This is a genomic window from Bacillus sp. RO2, assembly GCF_012911845.1.
Classification (GTDB): domain Bacteria; phylum Bacillota; class Bacilli; order Bacillales; family Bacillaceae_I; genus Sutcliffiella_A.
In genome coordinates, this window is record NZ_JAAXCU010000050.1 from 1 (window position 1) to 16,458 (window position 16,458).

The following is a 16,458-nucleotide window of genomic DNA, read 5'->3' on the forward strand; positions in this document are numbered from 1 at the left end:
CCGGGGTTCATAGAAGGTCAATGAGGACAATGTTAGCCAAAATTAGGAGATGCCGGGGTTCATAGAGGGTCAATAAGGACGATGTTAACATAACTTCTTAGTTCCCGGGAGTCATAGACAGTCAATGAAGACAAAGTTAACATGAAACTCAAGGAACTGGGATTCATAGACCCCAAAAAAAGAAAGAAACTGCACCACTGCAGTTTCTATCAAACATTATTGCTCTGAATTCTGACGCTTCGTCGGATGGCTTGCGCGTTCCACTTCTTCAGCGGAAACTACTTGCTTCACGCTTTGAGCGTTAGGCTGTCCCTTTTGGCTGGGACCATTATGGTTATTATGCTTGGACATAGAGGTCTCTCCCTTCCTTATTCTCCCTAATTAATGTGGGTAAGGAAGCAATGAATTATACACCAGGAGGGACAGCCGTCCCATTCGCTTGTACAAGTTTGTAATATTGACTTTCATATTGTTTATCCAGATGAGGCAGGAGGTTCTCCAATGCTCTAACAACCCTTTTCAAATTGATACCTGTATCAATACCCATTTGTTCAAGCATATAGACAACGTCCTCTGTTGCAACATTTCCGGATGCACCAGGTGCAAACGGACAGCCCCCCAGACCGCCTGCTGAAGTGTCAAATCTATCCACACCAGCTTGAAGTGCAGCAAAAATATTTGCCAAGGCCATACCACGGGTGTTATGAAAATGGGCGGTTAACATTACGTCAACTAGTTCCTCTTTCAAAACAGAGAATAGCTGAAAGGATTCCTTTGGATTTGCCATTCCAATAGTATCTGCAACACTTAATTCATCCACTCCAAAAGAAACAAAACGCTTACATAATGAAACGACATCGTTCAACTCAACTTTCCCTTCATATGGACAATAAAACGAAGTTGAAATACATGCACGAACAAAGTACCCCTGATTTTTTAATTCTTTTACTAAAGGTTCCAATTCCACCAAGCTTTCCTCGGTAGTTTTATTAATATTTTTCTTGTTAAATGTATCGCTCACTCCAACGAACACAGCAGCATTTTTACAAGAGGTGCTACGTAACCTTTCAATGCCCTTCTCATTTGGAACTAACACAAAATTACGAGAGTCCCTGTCATTACAACTTTCAATAATAGTAGCTGCATCTGACATTTGTGGCACCCACCTTGGTGAGACAAATGAGGTAAGCTCCATCTCCGGGATTCCGGCTTTCTGCAATTCTTTTATAAAATCAATTTTTGCATCTGTTGGCACAAATGTTTTCAAATTTTGCAATCCATCACGTGGTCCGACTTCGATAATGGTTGCTTTGGATGGTAGTTTCATCGTTGTTTCCCCCTTCACGAATAATTTCTCCCAACACTAATTTTATGGAATAAAGGGGACTAAAAGCAAGAATAATAGAAATTTTATAAAAAAAGAAGGATTTTCGACATGAATCTAGAAATTAATCAGTCGAGAGGAGAGGAAAATATGTCGAATAAAGAAGTAGTCATTGTAAGCGCTGTCAGAACAGCGATTGGAAGTTTTGGTGGAGTATTTAAAGATGTTTCCGCTCCACAGTTAGGGTCCATTGTGATTAAAGAAGCGCTCGCTAAAGCCGGGCTTGCACCAGATAGTGTTGATGAAGTAATCATGGGGAATGTGTTGCAGGCAGGACTTGGACAGAATCCTGCAAGACAAGCGGCGATGGCTGCTGGCCTTCCTCAGGAAGTATCTTCCATGACAATTAATAAAGTTTGTGGATCAGGGCTAAAAGCAGTTCACCTTGCCACACAAGCCATCCTTGCTGGAGATGCAGACATTGTTGTTGCCGGTGGGATGGAAAATATGTCTCAAGCTCCATATTTATTAAAAGGTGCTCGTGACGGGTTTCGAATGGGAGACCAAAAGGTAGTGGACAGCATGGTAGCGGATGGGCTAACTTGTGTTTTCAATGACTACCATATGGGTGTCACTGCCGAAAACCTTTGCGATAAATACGAGTTAACTCGAGAAGAACAAGATGAATTTGCTGCTAACAGTCAACAAAAAGCAGTACAGGCAATCGAAGACGGCAAGTTCAAAGATGAAATTGTACCAGTGGAAGTGAAGAAGAAAAAAGAAATTCTGACGATAGATACAGACGAATACCCTAGAAAAGGAACCACAGCTGAGAAACTTGGCGGCTTGCGTCCAGCTTTTAAAAAGGATGGTTCTGTTACAGCCGGTAACGCTTCAGGGATTAACGATGGAGCTGCGGCGGTAGTGGTAATGAGTAAGGAAAAAGCGGAAGAGCTTGGTATCAAACCTCTTGTGAAAATTGTTGCCAACGCCAGCAGTGGAGTAGATCCAAGTATCATGGGAATCGGACCTGTTACAGCTGTGAAAAAAGCGATGGAAAAAGGCGGACAGTCCATGGAAGAAATGGATCTAGTGGAAGCAAACGAAGCTTTTGCCGCTCAGGCACTTGCGGTTGGCAGGGAATTGCAGTTCGATCCTGAAAAGCTGAATGTTAATGGGGGTGCAATCGCACTTGGTCACCCGATAGGTGCGAGTGGAACTAGAATCTTAGTAACACTTATCCACGAAATGAAACGCCGTGAAGCAAAAAAAGGACTTGCAACACTATGTATTGGTGGCGGACAAGGTGTCGCTACGATTGTAGAAAACATATAAAGAGAGAGGTGCAACTTAAGATGAAACCAATTTATACATCCTTTACAGAAGCGGTAAAAGACATTCATGATGGAGCTACCATCATGGTTGGCGGATTTGGATTGTGCGGCATTCCGGAAAACTTAATTCTTGCACTTGTGGAAACAGGCGTAAAAGATTTAACGGTCATTTCTAATAATTGCGGTGTTGATGAATGGGGTCTTGGACTTCTATTGAAAAACAAACAAATAAAGAAAATGATCGGTTCCTATGTTGGAGAGAACAAAGAATTTGAACGCCAGGTTTTATCTGGTGAGCTTGAAGTAGAGTTAACTCCACAAGGTACTCTTGCTGAAAAAATCAGAGCAGGGGGTGCGGGTATTCCTGCATTTTACACACCAGCAGGAGTTGGAACGCCGATCGCGGAAGGCAAGGAAGTCCGTGAATTTAACGGAAAAGAATACTTACTTGAAGAGGCCTATAGTGCGGATTTCAGTTTGGTAAGAGCAACCAAGGCTGATAAAATGGGGAACCTCATTTACAACAAAACGGCTCGAAACTTTAACCCAATGATTGCTGCAGCTGGTAAAGTAACCATTGCAGAAGTGGAAGAGCTTGTAGAAATTGGTGACTTAGATCCAAATCTGATTCAGACACCAAGCATCTATGTTCAACGACTAATCGTAGGTCAGCAAGAAAAGAAAATCGAACGTGTTACCACAAGAGACTAGCAAGGAGGGGAACAAACGATGACAACTATAAATAACCGCGAAAAAATAGCAAAAAGAGCAGAAAAAGAAATAGAGAACGGCTACTATGTAAACCTTGGAATCGGAATGCCCACTCTTGTGGCGAATTACATATCCGATAACAAACAGGTAGTTCTACAATCAGAAAACGGCTTATTAGGCATCGGGCCATACCCGACAAAAGAGAATGTGGATGCAGACCTAATTAATGCCGGAAAAGAAACTGTAACGGCTATCCCTGGAGCAGCCTACTTTGACAGCGCTGAATCATTCGCGATGATTCGTGGCGGTCATGTAAATATCGCAATTTTAGGTGGCATGGAAGTTAGCGAAAACGGTGACCTTGCCAACTGGATGATCCCTGGCAAAATGATTAAGGGCATGGGCGGGGCGATGGATCTCGTGCACGGTGCTGAACGTATCATCGTCATTATGGACCACGTAAATAAAGCAGGAGAAGCAAAAATCTTGAAAGCATGCACCCTGCCTTTGACGGGTAAAGGTGTGGTGGACAGAATCATTACAGATCGTGCTGTAATGGATGTTACAGAACAGGGCTTAAAGCTTGTGGAAGTGGCAAGCGGCTTTACAGTGGAAGATATCCAGAACTCGACAGAGCCGACGTTAATTGTGGATGAGCATGTGAAGTTAGAGGCATTTTAGGATTCAGCTTTAAAGTTAACAGGAGGGAGCAGTTATCCTTCCTGTTTTTTTATAGGGAACTATATTTTTACCTCCTAATATACAGAACAACTATTGCCAAAATGATTAATCCTCCCAGAATGAATGGACCTACTCCCGAACTATAAACAACATAGATCCGTACGTGACGGACAATATTAACAACAAGAAATAGCAATAGCAAAATACCTAATAATATGATCAATTGTTTATTTTTATTCTGGTACAAAGCAGTCAGCCCCTTAGTTGAAGCTTGTGTAATAATTAAGCGGAAATAACTCCTTATAAAAAAACTATGTTCATGTAATCTTGTATTATTCTGAAAGTTACACACGGGTCTTTTTACCTATTAAATGGCAATGATTTGTACATGCTAAAATAAGGTAAAGGGAGGTGGAGTAAAGTAGAAAATGAAATGTTAAAAACAAATCTTGCAAGGAATCAATGAGATGAAAGCAGACATTAGTACATTAAAATGTGATATAGATTCGTTTAAACTCCAGTTCAAACAATTTAAAGCTGAATACCGACGTGATATGAAAAGAATGATTTACGACTTAAAGCCACAAACGAAAAACTCAATTCATTTAAATTCGATACAGATCTTCTTATTGAGAAAAACCCCAAATTGGAATTTAGGGTTAATAGGTTAGAGAAAAATACAGAAGTTTAAAGTTTCCTCCAGAAAAGCTTATGATCCAATCCCCTAACTCCTCCGCCACTAGTATGTAAATCTACTTAAGTACAAAAAAGCATTAAATTGCCTATCAATTTGTAAACTAATTTAATAGGAGATTTTTGTTTATATTAAAGGTTTTCCATTCAGATATAGGGGGATTTGCAAGTGAATTTGTACCTCTATTTGCAACTTAACAATAGGCATTTTTTGAAGGTAAAATTGCATAACAATTTTTCATAAAGGTTAGTGGAATTTTATGTTAAAATATAACAATATATAAAGTAAGCGTTATTTCATTAAAGGGCAAGATAATGGAAGATAGGGGGGAATGAATGCTTAAAAGATTTTATTGTTATATTATGACTCTTTCAATTATATTACTTTCAGCTTGTAGTTCTAATGGACAAGAAGAAGCAGTGGTAAAACCAATTCTAAATGAATTTGAAAAGGCAGGAATTCCATTAACGGAAAGAGAGAAATATAATGAGTTAGTTATCTTTTCTGGTTCAAATGAAAAACAATACGAGGTAGAAAGCGGTAATATTTATCTCATTTATGGTTATTCAAATAAAGAAAAAATAACAGAAGAGTTAAGAAAGATATTTGCAGAAACGGAATTTGAATATCCACCAAAGTCGTTATATTCAGATAAATTCTGTATCATATATATTAAAAATAGTGATAATGAAGTGATTGACAAAAAAATTGATGCTTTATTTGAACATAATTTAAAAAGAAAATAAAGAATAATATTTATTCAAGAATCTGAGAGCGATTGTAGCAAAGTGTTTCGTTTCTTACATAAGAACTGGTTACCATTGTTGAAAAGCGATTAAATAATCATCTTGATAATAACAAAGATGTTATATCTTTAAAGGAGTTAAATAATGAAAATGGATTGGTGGTATAGGGTTTCATTTATAATCATTGGAGTAGTGTCCGTTTTTACTGGTGAAATAGTTACTTTTTTAATGTTATGGTTTATTTTTTTAATTTTATATAATATCAACTCTACCTTACTAAAGATATACCTCCAAAATAATGGAAAGAACAATCAAGATTAAGCAAATGATTTCTTACTCAATTATCTAGGAACTTTTCTGGAAGATTTATGCAGCCTATTCCTTAATCAACGATCTTCAGCAATCCCGCGCGATCCAGGAACAAGGATCAGCGCCATTTTTGGGGTGGTCAAAGAGAAATTTTTATATTATGAAATAATTGGAATAAAGCAATCGTAACAATCTAGTTGAACAAGGAAAAGGATTTTTCAATATAAAACATTGCAAATGAAGTAAAAAATCACGACAAACAAAACTTTTCAATAAGTTTATATCGAGAGAGGAGGGATGAGTGTGTATAGAAAAATAAGTAGCATAGATTTTAATTATTTTACTGGTCAGAAGGTTACTGAAGTAAATACAGAAAAGAACTTACCTTTAGGGATGAGTTTTGAAACGGCAGGTTTAATCATTGAATGCCCTTGGAGGTTACAAGTTTCTAATGAAGTTGTAATTGGTTATTCAGACTGTGTTCAAGCACCAGACAAATACTCACATAAAAATGTAGAAAAGATTCTATTAGGAAAGAGTATAAAGAATATATTACATTTTGAAGAAATATCTGATTTAGTTGTTGAATTTGAAGGAAGCATTTTTCTTGAGTTGTTTCACGACAGTAATTATTTTGAAGGATGGCAGTTAAGAGGAGACAACGGGTTTTATTTATTTACTTTACCAGGAGGAACTTATTCAGATTAGTTTGTATAAGCCATCTCATTATACTAAATAAGAGAGATTCCTGCATAGTGAATCGCTCTATTTTTAAGAATTGGGTAGGATGATGGAACAATCGAAAGGGGATTTGATTTGAAAAACAAGTTAAGAAAGTCACTCTTTAATCAATCGCCCTGTTAAAGCTTATTGTTGATATTGCTTACAAAAAAGAGGAACTTCCAATTTTATGAAAGTTCCTGTTTTTTATTAGGGAATTATTCAACTAAAGCCTCTTTTAACAAAAAAAGTGTCTTATCCCTTATTTAAGTTAAGCTCTCGTTATAAATAAGATAGCCCTGCTAACCTTCCATGCTCTCTAATGCTTCCAAAATCAAATTCATTTCAAGAGCAAATTCTTTGATTTGTTTAACAACACCTTGATTCATAGAATCAATAAACTGAACATTTAACCTCATGACAATTTCGAAATTCTCTTGGAAATCCCTTTCCTCAACCTCTTTTAGAATACGTTCTATCATTTGATTTCCATATTCTAAATCTTCATCGAGAAGGTCTTTCAAATTCGTGGCTAGTCGCATTGCTACCTTAAATACAAAATATATTTTCTAAATACACAATCAATAAATCTAAAGATTCTGGTATTTTATGTTAATATATACAGTGAGGTTTTTCAATAAAAAGTGAATATAGAACTCTAAAAAATATAAAAGGAGCACTCAGATGGTTAACCCGTTTGATTGTATTACTGAATTTATTTTTGTAGAAACTGCAGTTTCCCCAGCAGACGTAATTTTGGTGCCAGGTGCCAATCATCCTCCATTAATGGAGAAGGCTGCTGACTTGTATAAGCAAGGAATGGCTCCTTATGTACTTCCATCTAGCGGATATAAATCACACGTTGAAATGACTGAGTGGGAGTATTTACGAAACCTTGCCTTGGAAAATGGAATACCTGAAGAGGCAATTTTAAAAGAAGACAAAGCGCAACATACATTGGAAAATGCCCGTTTTTCGCTAGAAGTTCTTCATAGGAACAATATAGTTCCGAGAAAAGCAATCGTGGTTTGTAAAGCAGGGCACGCTCGGCGTTCCTTATTATGTTATCAAGCTGAATTTCCAAAAGATTGTGAGTTCATGGTCTCACATTGTGTTGATAGATATGGAATAACAAAGGAAAACTGGTTTTTGACAGACGTGGGCATAAATCGGGTAATGAATGAAGTAAAGAAAATTGGTACTTATTTCGGTGATATCATTCCTAAGTCGAACATTATGCACCAATTAAAACAGAAAGGAAAGAGTGAAAAATGAAACAACTGATCGCCCTTGGTGGGGGAGGATTTTCAATGGAACCTGAGAACCCATTGTTAGATCGCTATATACTTCAACAATCTGGTAAGCTCAAACCTAAAATATGCTTTATTCCCACTGCTAGCGGCGACGCGGATAATTATATTGCTAGGTTTTATCAGTTCTTTGAGAAGCAAGAATGTGAACCATTCCATCTTTCTTTATTTAACCCGTCTACGAGAGATTTTGAAACATTTTTATTAGAAAAAGATATCATATATGTCGGAGGTGGCAACACTCGAAATCTATTAATACTTTGGAGAGCATGGGGCCTAGACGTCATTCTGAAAAAGGCCTATGACAAAGGTGTCTTACTTGCCGGTATTAGTGCAGGGTCCATATGTTGGTTTCAAGAAGGTGTAACGGACTCTTTTGGTGATGTATTAGAACCTATTCAGTGCTTGGGTTTTATAAAAGGAAGCAATTGTCCTCATTATGATGGGGAAGTAAAAAGGAGACCGTCTTATCAAGAATTGGTGGCAAGTAATAAAATTATTCCAGGTATTGCAACCGATGATGGTGTTGCGCTCCATTATGCTAATGACAAACTTGAGCATATTGTTAGCTCAAGGCCAAGTGCTAAAGCATACAAAGTTTATTTCGAGAAAAAACTTATTGAAGAAGAGCTTCCAACAAAGTATTTAGGGAGTTAAGAGAGGAATGCACCGGTGGTAAACAAACTAAGTTGGGTAGGTAGCAAGAAACATTTTGTGGACGAAATTAGTGTAATGACAATCGGAGAAAAGGTTGTTCTCGGTCGTTTTGGCGGGAATTCCATTGCAGGACAATATAAAAATGAGGATGGTTGTTTAATCTGGTGTGATGATAAACAAGATTGGGAGTTTGTGATTTTGCTAGATGCCCATTTTACAGCAGAAAGTGCCGAGTTGGTCACTTCAACAATGGAGAAAAACGAATCAAGGTTTTTAGACATTTTTACATTACCTGTAGTTAGTTTGTTTGCAAGTTTAAATAGCTTGGTCTTGGATATTTTTCAAAGTGAAAGTTTTATCCAGGATTGTGAGAATGTTCAGGGAGAGACAGCCTGTTTACTTGTTTTTCGCAAAGACAACTATTTATGGTGTTTCTCGATAGGAGATTGTTTATTGCTTCTAGAACACCCTGAACTTGAAAGGTTAGGAGAATATCAACAGAATCATCGCAGTTTTTATGAATGGGTCGGTAAAGAAAGTACATTCAACAAGAAAGTTCCTTGCTATAGCACGGGTGTGAAGGAATTGCGAACTGGAGATAACCACATAATCATGACGACTGATGGATTAGTGGAGTGCCCGAATACTTCATATAACAATGGAAAAGATATTTACCTTATGTTTCAGAATGTCGATACTTGTGAGGTAGGAGTTAGGAATCTACTAGAAGATATTCAATCAAAAAATGTACGGGATAGTACAACGATTGTTTCCTGGGTGATACAAAACAATAAAGAGGCAACCATTCCAACTGATTTAAAGTAAACCCAAAAAAGGTAGGTACTACATACATGTCTTTTCATATGAGAGTAAGAGCTGGCGCATTAATCATACAGAACGACTCAATATTATTAATAGAATTCCATGATAAAAACGGGGTGCATTATAATTTACCGGCTGGAGGTACGGAGCAGGGCGAAACGGTAAAGGAAGCTGTAAAAAGAGAAGCAAAAGAAGAAGCATCCAATGATGTAGAAGTGGGTTCTTTAGCAGTTGTTTATGAATATGCCCCTCATTTAAATAACAACAAATACGGTGAAACGCACTCCTTGGGGCTAATGTTCGAATGTAACATAAAAGAAGGCTGTATTCCAAGAATGCCGACGAAACCAGATCCTAATCAGACAGGAGTGAAATGGATTCCTTTAACCGATTTGGATAAAGTGATTCTATATCCGAATATTAGGGAGCACATTCTTGATTATGTGGAGAATAAACGAAACGTTGAATTTTTAGAGGAGCACCTTTTGGAGGACTATTTAATAGAAAAATAGGAGTGGGAAGCTTTGCAAATTATCCGAGATAAAAAAAGAAGCTTTGATCTTGAAATTATGCTAGCGAAACCATTGTTTGCTCATCTGGCAACAGTTGAGGGGGATGCCCCAAAAGATTCGCCTGTTTGGTTTTATTGGGAGGGAAATGAATTATGGATTATTGGAACTGCGAAAGACACCTTTCCAAATAGAATACATAATAATTCAAAGTGCGCTATTGGAATAGTAGATTTCGATTGTACTACAGGTAAAGTGCACCATGCAGGGTTTCGGGGAAATGGTACTGTAGAGCCTTTTAATACAGCTATTGCATATAAAATCATTTCGAAGTATCTTGGAAAAGATGACACTAAATGGGATAAGAGGTTTCAAAACCTAGATGCATCTAACGTGTTAATTAAGTTTAAACCTAAGTCTGTAGTAGTTAGGGATCAGTCATATCAAATTTAAACAAGGGGAACAATTAAATGCAGTTTCAACTTAGAAATGGAGAATTCATATATGTCAGAGAATATAAAAACGATGATTTTCTCTATATTCATCAGTTAAATAAAGAGGAAAATTGGAACAACCTTGTATCTAAAGAAGCATTTACAAAGCAAGCTTGGGAAAATTCAAATATTACTTATTGTGTTTGGAAGGAAAATGTTTTAATTGGTTATGTTCGGGGGCTTACAGATTACTCTATAACATTATTTATTTGTGAACTTCTGATATCCAAACAATATCGAGGTTTAGGAATTGCAAAATTCTTGCTTCAATATGTTCATGATATGTACCCATCAACACGACTAGATTTGCTTGCCACTTCCAAATCAAAGGACTTCTATAAAGAAAACGGTTTTAGAGAATTTTATGGATATAGGAAAACATATACGAGAGGTTAGTAAAATGAACTTAAAACAAAAAGCCATAGAAATGGCAGCTATATACAAAACGAACCCAAAGATAGACGCTATCCTCTTAGCCGGATCAGTTGCATTGGGGTGGGAGGATGAGTTTTCAGATATTGAATTACATATTCTTTGGAAAGAAGCCCCTACTGATGAAGATAGAAAAGGACCCATTAATTCTGTAAAAGGAAGTATTTTAAACTATTATCAATATGAAGACGAAGAATGGTCAGAGTCATATGTTACTCGTGAAGGAATCAAATTAGAGATTAGTAATTTTCTTACTTCAACCATCGAATTCGTAATAGAAGATGTAGTGGTCAAATCTAACGTTAGTTTTGATAAACAATGTGTAGTTGCTTCCATTCAAGATGGAACAGTGCTACTTGGGAAAAGTTTAATTGATACGTTTAAAAGAAGTGTGGTTTATTACCCAAGTGAACTTGCGAATAAGATGATTTTAGAAAATCTTGATTTCGGAGGCAGGTGGAATAACCGTCAAGCCCTGCTAGAACGTGAGGATTGGCTAATGTTATACAATGTTTTTTGTGATGTGCAAAAGAAGTTAATGGGTGTTTTATTTGGTTTGAATTCCCTGTATGTGCATCATCCTGCATACAAGTGGTTGCCGCATAAAATAGAACAAATGCATATAAAACCAGATTATTTTCTTTCAAGGATGAATCGTATTTTACTTGGAAATCCGGAGGAAAGTCTCGCAAGCTTGGAACAATTAGTAGACGAGGTTATAAAGATAGTGGAGTTACATAACCCCCAAATTAATATAGAGAAACAAAAGCAGGATATTAGCTATGTAAAGTAAGGGGAATCGGTATGAATGATAGTTGGACAAATATAAACGGTTTTCACTTGGATTGTACAATATATGGGCAATCCAGTGAATTTCCAACTGTAATCATGGATGCTGGATATGGAGACTACTCAAAAGCGTGGGAATCAATCTATCCTGAAATATCGAAATTAACTCAGGTCATTCTATATGACAGAGCTGGACTTGGGAAAAGTGAAAGAAGCTCTAATCCAAGGACCAGTCTATTTATGGTGGAGGAATTAAGAGAACTCTTAAAGGATAAGAATGTCTTGCCACCCTATATTCTTGTAGGTCATTCATACGGTGGTGTCAACATGCGTTTATTCAATAATTTGTACCCACAAGAAGTAGCTGGATTAGTATTGATAGATTCTACACCAGAAGAATACCCGGAAAGATTTCTCCCCACGATGTCTGAAGAATTCAAAGAGGCCTATAAAAAACAGTTCACTCGTGAAGGGAACTTACAAGAATTTATGGAGAGTTTAAAACAACTTCAAAAAAGTAATAGAGTTTCAGATACACCCACTATTGTTTTGTCGGCAGGGAAAAAAGATCATTATTCAAAGGAATCCCAAGCCTTATGGAACAGGATGCAAGAGGAGATTCTAAGATTCACATCAAACGGACAATTCTTAATTGCTGAAAATAGTGCTCATTACATTCAGAAAGATGAACCGCAACTGGTAATAAACATTATTATAAGATTTATCGAATCCTTAACAAACATTAATCATTCCAATGATCGGATAATGATTAACGAGAAAAATTTAATAGATGTCCTTTTTGAATCTTGGTCTATGACCACAAGTTCGAAGTGGAGTTCTGCGAATCCTGCTAAAGGGCAATGTGGAGTAACTTCATTAGTAGTTCAAGATTTTTTGGGAGGGGAAATTGTTAAGACTTTAATGCCTAAAGGTTGGCATTTCTATAACAAGGTAAATGGTATTCGTTATGACTATACATCCTCTCAATTTGATAAAGGAGTTCATTACTCCGATACTCCTTCCGACAGAGCAGAAGCATTTCAGGATACAAATCTGGAACAATATCTTACTTTAAAGAAAAATGTATTGTCATCCGTGATAAATAGATAAAGTGTTTAGGAGATTATTAATATGACTATGTACGAAAAAGACAAAACCAATCCCATTGCAGAAGTGGGTGCATGGTTATGATGGAAAAGAAAAGATTGTGGCTGTGGTCAATCTTGATAGTGTTTTTATTTTTAGGGTTTTGTTCACCAGTAATAGGATGGCTGCTTAAGCCTTCTACACCACTTGATGTGTTGATTGTAGATAAAACGGTTCCAGATGAATCTTACAGGGAACATTTAGGACTGACGTGGTTACTCAACCAGCAAAAAATACAGAAAACGGACGGAAGTAATTATAAGCTGCATTCAGATTACGTCGGTTATGACCCTGTAAGCGATGTGGATAATAAGATTAGAGCATATCCTGAAAATAAGGTGCATGATGTAATTTATATTGCAGATGGATACGGTGTTTATGAAGAGGATATTACAACAGGTAATGCACAAGGGCAACGTTCAGAACTTATATACGGTGGTATAACATCAGAGGATGTAGACTATATAAGAGAAGCTGTATTTTCACATGGTACAACATTAATTGGAGAGTTTAACACATTTGGAAGTCCTACGCCTCAAGAGGTAAAAGAGTCATTTTACCAACTGTATAATTTAGAGTGGACAGGATGGATAGGGAGATTCTTTACAGAGCTTGAGGGGGCGGAAGTTCCTGTCTGGGCAAAAAAGAATTATCTTGAACAGTACGGGAAAGAGTGGGATTTTAGTGGTAAAGGGATGGTATTCGTTCATGATAGTGATCAGCTCTTAGTCTTGACAGAGGAAGATATGGAAAAACAGCATGTAATGTTTGAATTTACGCAAAATGGCAAAGAACATTTCAATCTTCAGGATAGAGCAGCCTATCACTATTGGTTTAATATTATCGTACCCAAAGAAGATGATGAGGTGCTTGCATCCTTCTCGCTTTCTTTGACAAACGAAGCAGAAGAAAGATTGATAGAAAATGGGATTCCTGTCAAATTTCCAGCCGTCATACATCATGTAAACCCTACTCATGAAAGCTACTATTTCTCAGGTGATTTTGCTGACCAGGCAGACCTCCCATCCCTTTATCAGGCAAAAGGATATTCGGCACTGAAGAAATGGCAGTCAAGGAATAAAGATGATCTAAAATCCTTTTATTGGAGAGTGTATCATCCTATGATGAGTGAAATTATGCAGCAACAGAAAAATAAGAGCACTGTAAAAAAGGAAGTTAATGTTAATCTTGTAGGTGAATCCTATATCCCAGGCAGAGTAGGCAAAGATTATTTACAAATACAAAAAGACGGGAAATGGGAAGATTTTCTGATTAAAGGGGTTAATATGGGAATAGCAAAACCAGGTACGTGGCCCGGTGAAACAGCTATAACGAAGCAAGAGTACTACCGTTGGTTCGAGCAGATTGGCGACATGAATGCTAATGCTATACGTATTTATACAATTCATCCGCCGCACTTTTATGAGGCTTTGGCTGAATACAATCGTAGGGCAGAAGAACCCATCTATCTATTTCATGGCATTTGGATAAATGAAGAGGTCTTCCTTGAATCAAATGATGCTTTCGCTGAGGAAAATGTCAAAGATTTCAAAGAAGAAATCCAAAAAACAGTTGATTTAATCCATGGAAATGCCGTTCTAGAAGAGCGTCCTGGTCATGCCCATGGAAATTACACGGCAGACGTTTCACCCTATGTGCTTGGGTGGGTCCTCGGAGTAGAGTGGGATCCGCAAGTAGTACTGAATACAAATAGAAAACATTCAGGTATGTCTGAGTACAATGGAGAATTTCTCTTCACAAAAGGCGCACAGCCATTTGAAGTGTGGCTTGCAGAAATGATGGAATATACGATTGCTTATGAACAAGAAATCTATCAATGGCAGAGACCAATGAGCTTCACGAACTGGGTGACTACTGATTTACTTACTCATCCATCCGAACCGTCAGAACAGGAAGACCTTGTAAGCGTCAATCCAAATTTGATATTTTCCAAAGATGAGTTTGAAGCAGGAATGTTCGCTTCCTACCACATCTATCCGTATTACCCAGACTTCCTAAATTTTGAAGAGAGATATGTGGATTATATTGACCACCGGGAAGAGAAGAACAATTACGCAGGGTATTTACAACATATGAAAGAAGCACACAGCATGCCGCTATTAGTTGCTGAGTTTGGCATTCCTTCTTCAAGAGGGAATACTCATAATAATATTTACGGTTGGAACCAGGGCGGTCATACCGAAAAAGAGCAGGGAGAGATTTTAGCACATCTCTTTGAAGATATTGTGGAAGAAAATATGGCAGGTGGATTAATCTTTTCATGGCATGACGAATGGTTCAAACGGACTTGGAATACGATGGATTTCGATAACCCGGACCAGCGACCTTACTGGAAAAACGTCCAGACAAATGAGCAGATGTTCGGAATGCTGACATTTGAACCCGGCCAAGCACAAAAGATAGTTATTGACGGAAAAGAAGAGGACTGGAAAGTTTTAGACCAAGAAACAGAGTACAGCTCTTCTTCTATCATAAAAGAGATGCAAATAACTCATGATGAAGGGTTCTTATATGTAAAGTTGAAGGCGGATAAATTTAAAGAACATGAAATATCTTTATTGTTTAATATAATGAATAACCAAGGGCAGTCAAAGGTGGTACCTGGGTCTGATTATATTACAGAAGGCATAGATTTCATTCTTCAAGTGGAGAATGAAAAGAAAGCTAGAATGCTTGTAGATAGTTATTATGACAGTTTCTACTACATGTATGGCCATAAGCTAGCTATGGTAGAGAAACAGGAGTATGCAGACAAAAAAGATAATGGTATTTTTCATCCGATAAGGTTAACTTTAAACAAAGAATTAACGTATAAAAATGAGAATGACGAGAAAATAATTGTCCCGTTTGACAGCTATGAAACTGGTATATTCCGTTCTGGTAATTCCAATCCCAACGCGGAAAACTTCGACTCTTTAACAGATTTTTATTTAAATGAGGAGAAAGGCTTGTTAGAAGTTCGTATTCCATGGGCGATGCTCAATGTAAAGGATCCAAGTCAACGAGAAGTGATGGGGGATATGTGGACAGGTAATGGATTAAATAGCAGTGCATGGGTTGATGGAATCCGAATAGGTGCAATTGCCGTGTCCAATTCTGACGGAAAAGTGGTAGATAGTTTTCCAAAAACAGTAAATGGGAAGAGCCGGCAGGAAGATTATTACTTATATGCATGGGATCAATGGGAAATGCCAATTTATCATGAACGGCTGAAACAATCTTACTATAGAATTCAGCAACTGTTTTTTGAAGTGGAGGAGTAGGTTACACAGTTACGATGCTATTAATAAGAGTGGAGGATGGAAGTATGCCTCCACTTCTTTCAATTCTAGTTATCTATGAAACTAGATTACATAAATAGACAAAAAAGGTGACACAGCAAGTGATCACCTTTCAAGGTAGATAGCAACCATTGGGGCTGCGATGGCTAAAACAGAAAGAATAGTGAAAAATACTTTTCGTCCTTTTGGAGTGGAAAAGTATAATTGAACGAGAAGAAAATATGTAATACTAGAAATAAGAAGAAACAGGACAAACTTGTATAGTTTTTCCCCTTTGATAATAGCCTTTTCAGTTTGATAGATTCCTAAGTTGGGATCTATGGTCAATGGGTTAGTTATTGCCATGATAATCATGCCTAAAAAGATAAAGAGCCCTATAATGTATAATAAATTTTTCATGGATAATTCCTTTTTCATCGTTGCCTCCTAAATATGGTTGTGATTTATTTACGTATGCAGAAAGGAAAAGTTTCACATA

At 37.2% G+C, this 16,458-nt stretch carries 18 protein-coding genes and 1 pseudogene; 15 read left to right on the top strand and 4 right to left on the bottom strand.

Annotated features, from left to right (window positions below; translation table 11 throughout):
* Nucleotides 1-216: 216 nt before the first annotated feature.
* Both HF078_RS21105 and HF078_RS16925 read right to left on the bottom strand, forming a co-directional pair.
* Nucleotides 217-351 carry a hypothetical protein gene (locus HF078_RS21105; protein WP_277350531.1) on the bottom strand — a complete coding sequence of 45 codons (135 nt, stop codon included), beginning with the start codon at nucleotides 349-351 and terminating at the stop codon, nucleotides 217-219.
* Between the two features lie 55 nt (nucleotides 352-406).
* Complete coding sequence (locus HF078_RS16925; protein ID WP_169292217.1) at nucleotides 407-1,327, bottom strand: hydroxymethylglutaryl-CoA lyase; 921 nt, start codon at nucleotides 1,325-1,327, stop codon at nucleotides 407-409.
* A 147-nt stretch (nucleotides 1,328-1,474) separates the two neighbouring features.
* Between HF078_RS16925 and HF078_RS16930 the strand changes: the two genes are divergently transcribed.
* From HF078_RS16930 to HF078_RS16950, 5 genes are all read left to right on the top strand, one after another.
* On the top strand, nucleotides 1,475-2,659 hold the full coding sequence (locus HF078_RS16930) for an acetyl-CoA C-acetyltransferase (RefSeq protein WP_169292218.1): 1,185 nt from the start codon (nucleotides 1,475-1,477) through the stop codon (nucleotides 2,657-2,659).
* 20 nt (nucleotides 2,660-2,679) lie between these two features.
* Nucleotides 2,680-3,369, top strand: a complete 690-nt coding sequence (locus HF078_RS16935; RefSeq protein WP_010194325.1) for a CoA transferase subunit A — start codon at nucleotides 2,680-2,682, stop codon at nucleotides 3,367-3,369.
* A gap of 18 nt (nucleotides 3,370-3,387) precedes the next feature.
* Nucleotides 3,388-4,050, top strand: a complete 663-nt coding sequence (locus HF078_RS16940; RefSeq protein ID WP_169292219.1) for a CoA transferase subunit B — start codon at nucleotides 3,388-3,390, stop codon at nucleotides 4,048-4,050.
* Between the two features lie 1,029 nt (nucleotides 4,051-5,079).
* Nucleotides 5,080-5,490: a hypothetical protein gene (locus tag HF078_RS16945; RefSeq protein ID WP_169292220.1), complete on the top strand. Its 411-nt coding sequence runs from the start codon at nucleotides 5,080-5,082 to the stop codon at nucleotides 5,488-5,490.
* A 612-nt stretch (nucleotides 5,491-6,102) separates the two neighbouring features.
* Entirely contained in the window at nucleotides 6,103-6,507 is a 405-nt protein-coding gene (locus tag HF078_RS16950; RefSeq protein ID WP_346775368.1) for a DUF6188 family protein, read from the top strand.
* 314 nt (nucleotides 6,508-6,821) lie between these two features.
* On the opposite strand, the gene HF078_RS16955 is transcribed toward HF078_RS16950, so the two are convergent.
* A complete protein-coding gene (locus tag HF078_RS16955; protein WP_169292221.1) occupies nucleotides 6,822-7,061 on the bottom strand; it encodes a hypothetical protein in 240 nt (79 codons plus the stop codon).
* A gap of 142 nt (nucleotides 7,062-7,203) precedes the next feature.
* Between HF078_RS16955 and HF078_RS16960 the strand changes: the two genes are divergently transcribed.
* The 10 genes and pseudogenes from HF078_RS16960 (at nucleotide 7,204) to HF078_RS17005 (ending at nucleotide 15,962) form a co-directional block, all read left to right on the top strand.
* On the top strand, nucleotides 7,204-7,794 hold the full coding sequence (locus HF078_RS16960) for a YdcF family protein (RefSeq protein ID WP_169292222.1): 591 nt from the start codon (nucleotides 7,204-7,206) through the stop codon (nucleotides 7,792-7,794).
* Complete coding sequence (locus HF078_RS16965) at nucleotides 7,791-8,486, top strand: Type 1 glutamine amidotransferase-like domain-containing protein (RefSeq protein ID WP_169292223.1); 696 nt, start codon at nucleotides 7,791-7,793, stop codon at nucleotides 8,484-8,486. Before HF078_RS16960 ends, HF078_RS16965 begins: the two co-directional genes overlap by 4 nt.
* 15 nt (nucleotides 8,487-8,501) lie before the next feature.
* The gene (locus tag HF078_RS16970; protein ID WP_346775369.1) at nucleotides 8,502-9,311 is read left to right on the top strand and encodes a PP2C family serine/threonine-protein phosphatase; all 810 of its coding nucleotides are present in this window, start codon (nucleotides 8,502-8,504) and stop codon (nucleotides 9,309-9,311) included.
* A gap of 26 nt (nucleotides 9,312-9,337) precedes the next feature.
* Nucleotides 9,338-9,820: an NUDIX domain-containing protein gene (locus HF078_RS16975; RefSeq protein WP_169292224.1), complete on the top strand. Its 483-nt coding sequence runs from the start codon at nucleotides 9,338-9,340 to the stop codon at nucleotides 9,818-9,820.
* Nucleotides 9,821-9,832: 12 nt separating this feature from the next.
* Nucleotides 9,833-10,270: a pyridoxamine 5'-phosphate oxidase family protein gene (locus HF078_RS16980; protein WP_205831666.1), complete on the top strand. Its 438-nt coding sequence runs from the start codon at nucleotides 9,833-9,835 to the stop codon at nucleotides 10,268-10,270.
* Nucleotides 10,271-10,287: 17 nt separating this feature from the next.
* The gene (locus tag HF078_RS16985) at nucleotides 10,288-10,707 is read left to right on the top strand and encodes a GNAT family N-acetyltransferase (protein ID WP_169292225.1); all 420 of its coding nucleotides are present in this window, start codon (nucleotides 10,288-10,290) and stop codon (nucleotides 10,705-10,707) included.
* A 4-nt stretch (nucleotides 10,708-10,711) separates the two neighbouring features.
* Entirely contained in the window at nucleotides 10,712-11,536 is an 825-nt protein-coding gene (locus tag HF078_RS16990) for a DUF4037 domain-containing protein (protein ID WP_169292226.1), read from the top strand.
* Between the two features lie 11 nt (nucleotides 11,537-11,547).
* Nucleotides 11,548-12,267: pseudogene (locus HF078_RS16995) on the top strand (alpha/beta fold hydrolase); the annotation flags it as partial.
* A 30-nt stretch (nucleotides 12,268-12,297) separates the two neighbouring features.
* A complete protein-coding gene (locus HF078_RS21335) occupies nucleotides 12,298-12,642 on the top strand; it encodes a YunG family protein (protein ID WP_169292244.1) in 345 nt (114 codons plus the stop codon).
* A gap of 77 nt (nucleotides 12,643-12,719) precedes the next feature.
* Nucleotides 12,720-15,962, top strand: a complete 3,243-nt coding sequence (locus HF078_RS17005) for a hypothetical protein (RefSeq protein WP_346775370.1) — start codon at nucleotides 12,720-12,722, stop codon at nucleotides 15,960-15,962.
* 123 nt (nucleotides 15,963-16,085) lie between these two features.
* Here the strand turns inward: HF078_RS17005 and HF078_RS17010 are convergent, their stop codons facing one another.
* Nucleotides 16,086-16,397, bottom strand: a complete 312-nt coding sequence (locus HF078_RS17010; protein ID WP_169292227.1) for a hypothetical protein — start codon at nucleotides 16,395-16,397, stop codon at nucleotides 16,086-16,088.
* Between the last annotated feature and the right edge of the window lie 61 nt (nucleotides 16,398-16,458).